Annotated in this window: 6 protein-coding genes and 1 rRNA gene; 4 read left to right on the forward strand and 3 right to left on the reverse strand. The window is 43.4% G+C overall.

Going from position 1 to position 7,023, the window contains the following annotated elements:
- The first annotated feature begins 161 nt into the window (after window positions 1-161).
- Window positions 162-1,106 carry a hypothetical protein gene (locus BM056_RS13465; protein WP_092471945.1) on the forward strand — a complete coding sequence of 315 codons (945 nt, stop codon included), beginning with the start codon at window positions 162-164 and terminating at the stop codon, window positions 1,104-1,106.
- A 255-nt stretch (window positions 1,107-1,361) separates the two neighbouring features.
- The gene (locus BM056_RS13470; protein ID WP_092471946.1) at window positions 1,362-3,059 is read left to right on the forward strand and encodes an FAD-dependent oxidoreductase; all 1,698 of its coding nucleotides are present in this window, start codon (window positions 1,362-1,364) and stop codon (window positions 3,057-3,059) included.
- A gap of 91 nt (window positions 3,060-3,150) precedes the next feature.
- On the opposite strand, the gene BM056_RS13475 is transcribed toward BM056_RS13470, so the two are convergent.
- From BM056_RS13475 to BM056_RS13485, 3 genes are all read right to left on the reverse strand, one after another.
- A complete protein-coding gene (locus BM056_RS13475) occupies window positions 3,151-4,323 on the reverse strand; it encodes an MFS transporter (protein ID WP_092471947.1) in 1,173 nt (390 codons plus the stop codon).
- 150 nt (window positions 4,324-4,473) lie between these two features.
- Window positions 4,474-5,190: a helix-turn-helix transcriptional regulator gene (locus tag BM056_RS13480; protein ID WP_092471948.1), complete on the reverse strand. Its 717-nt coding sequence runs from the start codon at window positions 5,188-5,190 to the stop codon at window positions 4,474-4,476.
- Between the two features lie 98 nt (window positions 5,191-5,288).
- Complete coding sequence (locus BM056_RS13485) at window positions 5,289-5,735, reverse strand: DUF3795 domain-containing protein (protein WP_092471949.1); 447 nt, start codon at window positions 5,733-5,735, stop codon at window positions 5,289-5,291.
- 331 nt (window positions 5,736-6,066) lie between these two features.
- On the opposite strand from BM056_RS13485, the gene paaI reads away from it, so the two are divergent.
- Together paaI and BM056_RS13495 are read left to right on the forward strand one after the other, a co-directional pair.
- Window positions 6,067-6,480 (forward strand): hydroxyphenylacetyl-CoA thioesterase PaaI, encoded by a 414-nt coding sequence (paaI, locus tag BM056_RS13490; RefSeq protein WP_092471950.1) that lies wholly within the window; start codon window positions 6,067-6,069, stop codon window positions 6,478-6,480.
- A gap of 360 nt (window positions 6,481-6,840) precedes the next feature.
- Window positions 6,841-7,023: ribosomal RNA gene (locus BM056_RS13495) — 16S ribosomal RNA — on the forward strand; the annotation flags it as partial.

Raw genomic sequence — 7,023 nt, forward strand, 5'->3', positions numbered from 1 at the left:
AACCATACCTTACTTCTGATTAATTAATAAAGACACTTGAAGCATGGGTGAGGAAGCTAATAAACCAAATTGATGATATAATAAGATAAAATAATAAAAGGAAAAGGATGTCTTTTTTTGAGAAATAGCGGAGTGCCTGGCATCTGGGAGGGAGAACCGGCATGAAAGAAGTGAACACTCGGTACGGAATTCTCAAGGGGGTTGCCTACATAGAGCATTACCCCGATGGTACGCTAAAAAGTTGTGTGGTGACTGAACACAATGAGTTGAAAACTCCCTATGGTAAACTTGTCCCTCTTTTTGAGGATAACGAAGTGCGCAGGAAACCCGGTAAACCGGTTACTTTTTACCCCGGTGGTTATTTAAAGAATCTGCCCCTTCAAAATCAGACAGGTATCCCGACGCCTTTGGGCGTCCTGCCCGCCGAATATCTGGCATTTTACGAAGACGGTTCTCTGCACAGGGTATTCCCCCTGGACGGGAAGCTGTCAGCCTACTGGACCGAGGAAGACGAGCGGAACCATGCCTATGAAATGGAGTTTCATCTTTCCAGCGGGCGGTTTAAAAGCCGAGTAATTGGAATTCAATTTTACCCGGACGGCTCCGTAAAAAGCATTAGTTTGTGGCCGGGGGAACTGGTTGCGGTAGATTCTCCCCTTGGTCCCATAAAGGTGCGTACCGGGCTTTCTTTTTACCCCGGTGGACAGCTCAAGACCCTGGAGCCGGCCCGGCCCACTCCGGTGCAAACTCCGTTGGGTACGTTATATGCTTATAATTGTCAGGCTCTGGGTTTAAATGGAGATGTCAATTCCCTTTGTTTTTCCGCAGCAGGAGCATTGATATCTCTGATGACTTCCACCGATGAAATTGAATTGGCCGGGAAGAGCGGGGAAAGACACTTGTTCAGGCCGGGCCTTACCCCGAACCTGTTCAACCCGGAGATTCTAGACCCGGTACCCCTGAAGATAGAATTTGCCGACAATAAGATGCTGTTATACCAGGAAGGAATGAAGGAATTTGACCTCCGGGACTATACCTTTGTTATCAAGCCCCTGGTTTTACAGACCGGTTGTTCCGGTTGCTCCAGTTGCATGGGCTGCAGTTGAGCAAGAAGGGAGCGGAAAAGGAGTCAGCGATGACTCCTTTTTTCTATGTTGTCAGTTAGATGTTGCATCCGTATTTTTTTCCTGTTCCCATATAAGGGGTGGAGAAGGGCTTATTCTGTAAATTTTAGTTGCTAAGTTATTATTTTTTTATTATTATATTTATATATATGATTTTGGCGTTAACGCTGTTTGTATATATGTAATTATCTTCTGTAATACTATATGATTCACAATATTATTAGAAAGGATGAGTTTATGTCCAAGAAAGTTGTCATTGTCGGGGGCGTGGCCGGGGGGGCGGGAACCGCCGCTAGATTGAGAAGGTTGGACGAACAAGCTGAAATAGTCCTGCTCGAGCGTGGTGATTACATATCTTTTGCCAACTGCGGTCTCCCGTACTATATTGGCGGTGTTATTACTGAAAGAGATAAGCTCCTGGTGCAAACGGAAGAGGCCATGGAAGAAAGATTTAGTATTGATATCAGGGTCAATAGCGAAGTAACTAAAATATTCCGGGAAAGCAAAGAAGTAGAGGTCGTTGCGGGAGATAATGTTTATCGGGAAAACTATGATTATTTAGTTTTATCTCCCGGTGCTGCTCCGTTGGTACCGCCCATACCAGGTGTGGATAACCGGAATATTTTAAAGCTGAGGAATATGGCTGATGTGGATAGAATTAAAAGCTTGATACTTGCGCAAAAGCCTCGTAAAGCCGCTGTAATCGGAGGTGGTTATGTTGGCATTGAAGTAGCGGAAAACTTAAAACATATAGGTGCCGATGTTGTAGTTATCGAGGCTGCGGAACAAGTTGTGGGCCCTCTTGATATTGAAATGGCCAGGGTGGTTGAAAAGGTTTTAATGGATCAAGGTATTGAACTAATCCTTAAAGATGCGGTGACCAAGTTTGAGGGGCAGGATAATATTCAAATCAATTTAAAGAGCGGCAAAACAATAGAAGCTGATATGGTAGTGTTGGCAGTGGGGGTCAAGCCGGAGATCAAACTTGCCAAAGAAGCCGGACTGGAAATCGGTGCAAGGGGCGGCATCAGGGTAGATGAGTACTTAAAAACCTCTGATCCCTTTATTTATGCCCTGGGAGATGCTGTAGAAGTTAAGGATATTGTTAATGAACAATGGGCCCTGATTCCCCTGGCCGGCCCTGCCAACAAACAAGCCAGAATTGTGGCTGATAATATCGCCGGCAGAAAGGTGTCTTTCAGAGGTTCGCAAGGTACTTCAATTATCAAGGTTTTCAACCTTACGGCTGCCGCTACCGGCAACAATGAAAAATTGTTAAATCTATGGCGAATTCCCTATCTCAAGTCCTATACCCACTCGCCTTCACATGCCGCCTATTATCCGGGAGCCATACCTATGATTGTTAAAATTTTGTTTTCACCCGGCAACGGTAAACTGTTGGGAGCGCAAGTGGTTGGCAAGGATGGTGTGGATAAGCGGATAGACGTACTGGCAACGGCCATTAGAATGGGGTTAACCGTTTATGATTTGGAAGAGCTTGAGTTTGCTTATGCGCCGCCCTATTCTTCAGCCAAAGACCCGGTAAATATGGCAGGTTTTACAGCCGCCAATATGCTAAAAGGCGATGTGCGAGTAATTCACTGGGATGAGCTAGACGATTTAGATAAAAACAATTACATCCTGCTGGACGTCAGGACGGATGAAGAATATCAAAAAGGGCATGTGGAAGGATCGGTGCATATACCGGTTGACAGTTTGAGAAAGAGAATAAAAGAAATACCAGGCGATCAAAAGATTATTATCTATTGTAAAATAGGTTTAAGAGGTTATATTGCTTATCGTATTCTGGTTCAGCATGGGTTTGACGCGTATAATCTAAGCGGTGGTTATGATATATACCAGGCGCTGCGCTATAAATACGGCGAAGCTGTAAATATGAATGAGCAGATGACGAAAAAAGAAGAAGGTGAATAACCCGCCCGGGTTATTCACCTTCTTCATGGAAAATACTGATAGTATTCTTATTTTAGGAATTATACATGCAGCAAGAGATATGAATAAAGTGTTATTGTTGAGCTAAGCGTTTTGCTTTAAACCGTCTGGCCAGCAGTAGCAACATTACCTCTAAAGCTGACAGTGAGGCTAACAGGTGGAAAGCGGAAAAAAAGCCTTTCCCATCCACATAAATCCCCAGAATGATCGGACCCCAAAACATGCCTATCCCCCAGAAAAGATAATACATCCCGGAGATTGTCCCCCGCAAAGAGATAGGTACGTTTTCGTTGAGGAAAGCCATGGAAGCAATGTAAAATATCCCCAGACCAAGACTCGACACACCTAAAATCACAGCCAGTCCAAGATGTTCAAAAGTTGAAGATAATCTGAGCCCAGCCGCCGCCACCGTTAATCCCACTACCATAAATAACTGGCGGCCAAGCCTGTCGGATAACCAGCCGGTGATCAGCTGAGACAGGCTGATAGCAATATAGAACAGTGAAAAAAATATACCGATATACGACTGATCATAATGTTTAAACATGATTAAAAAAGCCGGAACAATGGTTATAAATATTCCGAACCCGGCTCCATACAGCGCAATTCCTAAGAGCACCACCAAAACCTGCGGATCCTTAAAAAACACTGATATGCTTTTTAGAGTATGGGTATCTTTCGCCGAAGCTTCACCGTCAGCTTTGTTTTCCAGGCTGCAGCTATTGATAACAGCCCCCAATAAGCACATCACGGCGTAAAACAAGAAAATCTGCGTATCGGACCATGTTTTGAACAACAGCACTCCCACCAGCGGCCCTGCGGTCAAGCCTAAATAGATTGACGCGTTATATGTGCCAATTGCTTTTCCCTTAGTTGCGAAATATTGGAGAGATAACAAGGCCGGAGCCAAACTTAATATTGGCGCCTCGCCAATTCCCTGCAAAATTTTGCCCACAAATATCAGATTCACGGTATCGGTGAAGTAGAAAAGCAATCCTGCCGAAAAACTTAGAAGATAACCCATGATGATAAATAGTTTGAAGCCGATTCTATCCGCCCGAATTCCGATCGGGAGTTGTGACAATACTTGGGCCAAAGCATAAGTTGAAGCCAAATATCCGACCAATGAACTTGACCCGGTTAAGGAAATGACCTTTTGCGGCAATAGGGCCTGTACCATACCATTCCCCAACATAAGTAAAAAGGCGGATAAACTAAGTCCTATGATCTGTTTATGTCTAACCACTTTTCTCTCCCCCCTTTGAGTCTGCCTGCTTCAATAACTGCCTTAAAAAATAAAAAACAATAAGGTTAATGAAACCCTATTGTTTAACTTGTTCCTCATTATAAGCACTTGCCGGGAGTCACCTTTAGCAGGATTCAAGATTGTTTTCACTTATTTATAGAATTGCCGGCGATAATTACAGGGGGTGGTCCCTTCGAAACGTTTGAATAACCGGGTTAAAGAGGCTTGATATTCGTATCCGACTTGTTGGGCAATATCCAGAATTGAAAAATTCGTTTCCCTCAATAAACGCTTGGCTTCGTTAAGACGTACCTGCTGGATATAAGTTTGCGGGGTAACTCCCATTTTCTTCTGGAACCACTGGCTATAATAGGAGACGTTATAGTGTTCAAGCCCGGCTAAGGCTTCGAGCGAAATGTTGACGTAATAGTATTCATGAATATAACGAATGGATGGAGACTCTTGGTTTTGCCGGATTACCCGGAAAGAATAGTGGAGCAAATGATTAATCGCCGCAGTATCCGCTTTTTTACCCTGGCATTCGCTTAGCATCAGATAACGCAGTGCGTGCCAGCGCGAATCCAGTTCCAAATGACGCGCTTCACCGGCGTTATAGTTATTGGAAAACATAAAGCCGGGAATAAAAAGTACCAGAAATTCGTTTCGCTCCTTGGCATAATAGGTATGTACACAATCAGGAGGCAGCAATAGAAGATGCTGATCGTTTACAGTCATAACTTGCTGGTTGGTTCGCAGGAATAATGTACCTTGTAAAGGCAGAATTAAATGCCCAAAATTATGAGCATGGGTATGTTCAATAGCGGTGAAACTTATTTTCTCTGCTAGCGTAAAATTGATCTGCCTCACATATTCCACCTCGCAATTGCAAATCCCCAAAATAATATCTTGATATACGACATCCTGGACGAGCTTATCTTGCCGGTGGGCGTTACCGCCAATAAGATTTAATATCTCGGGAGCTTAATTTGCTCATAATAGTATTCGACTACGCCAATTTCTTTCATGCGGTTGTTTATTTTCATCCACCGCTCCCTTAGACCTCCGCTAAACTGCCTATCGCAGGGGTACTCATTACATTGAAAACAAAAATCTATACCCTTGTCCTTATAACAGTTTTTTGCGGTACATTCAATCGGGCATAGTATATTATCACCTCTGCATCCGCTGCATGAGGCCCGGGAAAAAGAAATTAATATTTCTTCAAAACAGGAGTAGTTCTGATAAGCTGGTTTTTTATCAGATTTCATTTTGGCAACTCGGCCGTAATTATTGCTGAGGGCTTGTAAAAGTTTTGTGCTCAATTGTTTAATTTCCCCATGTTCATAATCGGCACACCTGACACAGTCAAGTCCGCATGGCGCTAAGTGTTTTAAAACCTCATCATATTGCATTGTAAGCACCTCTCTTTAAGGGAATTATTGCTAACACTTTTCAATATTGACGAAGGTATTCCTGCTGGCTATATGAAAATACTTGCTCATTAACGCTTTCTTTGCCGTCTCCTGGTCTTGCAACCCAGGTTCTGTCTATCCAAAATATGAAGCTGTTTTGGCTGACGGTCATTGGCGGCGGAGCCTGATAGGAATAGCCATTTCATAAGTGGGGAGAAACAGACGGACAACTTTTTTCTTTAAGATGTTAGTTTTATTTAAAGGCTTGATTTAATCCTGTACTGATGCGATAAATATTATAGGAATAGAAAATAACTAGGAGGAGTCGTGTGTGACTGAAGATGGGATTAAATTAGATGAAGAATTGAAGGAAAGAATTAAAGATGACCCTTACCCAAATCATCTGGGAGTTAAAATAATTGAACTTACTCCGGGATATTCCAAGGTTTCTTTAAAAATAAAGGAGCACATGACTAACATACATAGAATCACTCACGGTGGAGTGATTTTCACTCTGGCCGATGTTGCTCTTGGAACTGCCAGTAATTCGCGAGGGCAAATGGCAGTGGCTGTAAATGTTAATATTAACTTCATTAAAGCCAGCAAGGTGGGTGATACGTTGATAGCCACCGCCAGGGAAGAACACCTGGGACGTCGTACAGCAAATTACAGGGTGACGGTGGAGGATGAACAGGGAAAGCTGATAGCATCAATACAAGGATTAGTTTTCAGAGAAACCAAATAGATAGTTGCCTACTGGCAAAAAATACTTGTTGCAGGACAAGCAACAAAGTGATATATTAATACATGTCGCCGCGCGAGTGGCGGCGGAAAAAGGTATCACAGGCCGGAAATGGCAGCGAGTCAACCAACAACTACCAGTTGACTGAGGCCAGTCGGATGTGATACTATAAAGATCCGGCCGAAAACGCCGGATAAAAACCAGACGAAACAAAGCAAACCAAATCAGGTCCTTGAAAACTAAACAGAGTTGAGATGAGATTGCGCGTGAGCGCAATCAAAGCAAAAGAACCTCGTCAAAGTGAAGAACTTTGAAAGAGAAATACTAACAAACGAGAGCAAAGATTAAACTCTTTATAAATATTTAATGGAGAGTTTGATCCTGGCTCAGGACGAACGCTGGCGGCGTGCTTAACACATGCAAGTCGAACGGAGATTAGCGAGGAGTTTACTTTTTGCTAATTTTAGTGGCGGACGGGTGAGTAACGCGTGGATAACCTGCCTGATAGCCTGGGATAACGCCGGGAAACTGGTGCTAATACCGGAT

Origin of the sequence: Desulfotruncus arcticus DSM 17038 (genome assembly GCF_900113335.1) — a bacterium.
GTDB lineage: Bacteria > Bacillota > Desulfotomaculia > Desulfotomaculales > Desulfallaceae > Desulfotruncus > Desulfotruncus arcticus.

Bases quoted from the DNA above. Each gene is read 5' to 3' on its own strand.
- BM056_RS13485 (WP_092471949.1), bottom strand. From the start codon at position 5,735: ATGCAATATGATGAGGTTTTAAAACACTTAGCGCCATGCGGACTTGAC.
- BM056_RS13465 (WP_092471945.1), top strand. From the start codon at position 162: ATGAAAGAAGTGAACACTCGGTACGGAATTCTCAAGGGGGTTGCCTAC.
- BM056_RS13470 (WP_092471946.1), top strand. From the start codon at position 1,362: ATGTCCAAGAAAGTTGTCATTGTCGGGGGCGTGGCCGGGGGGGCGGGA.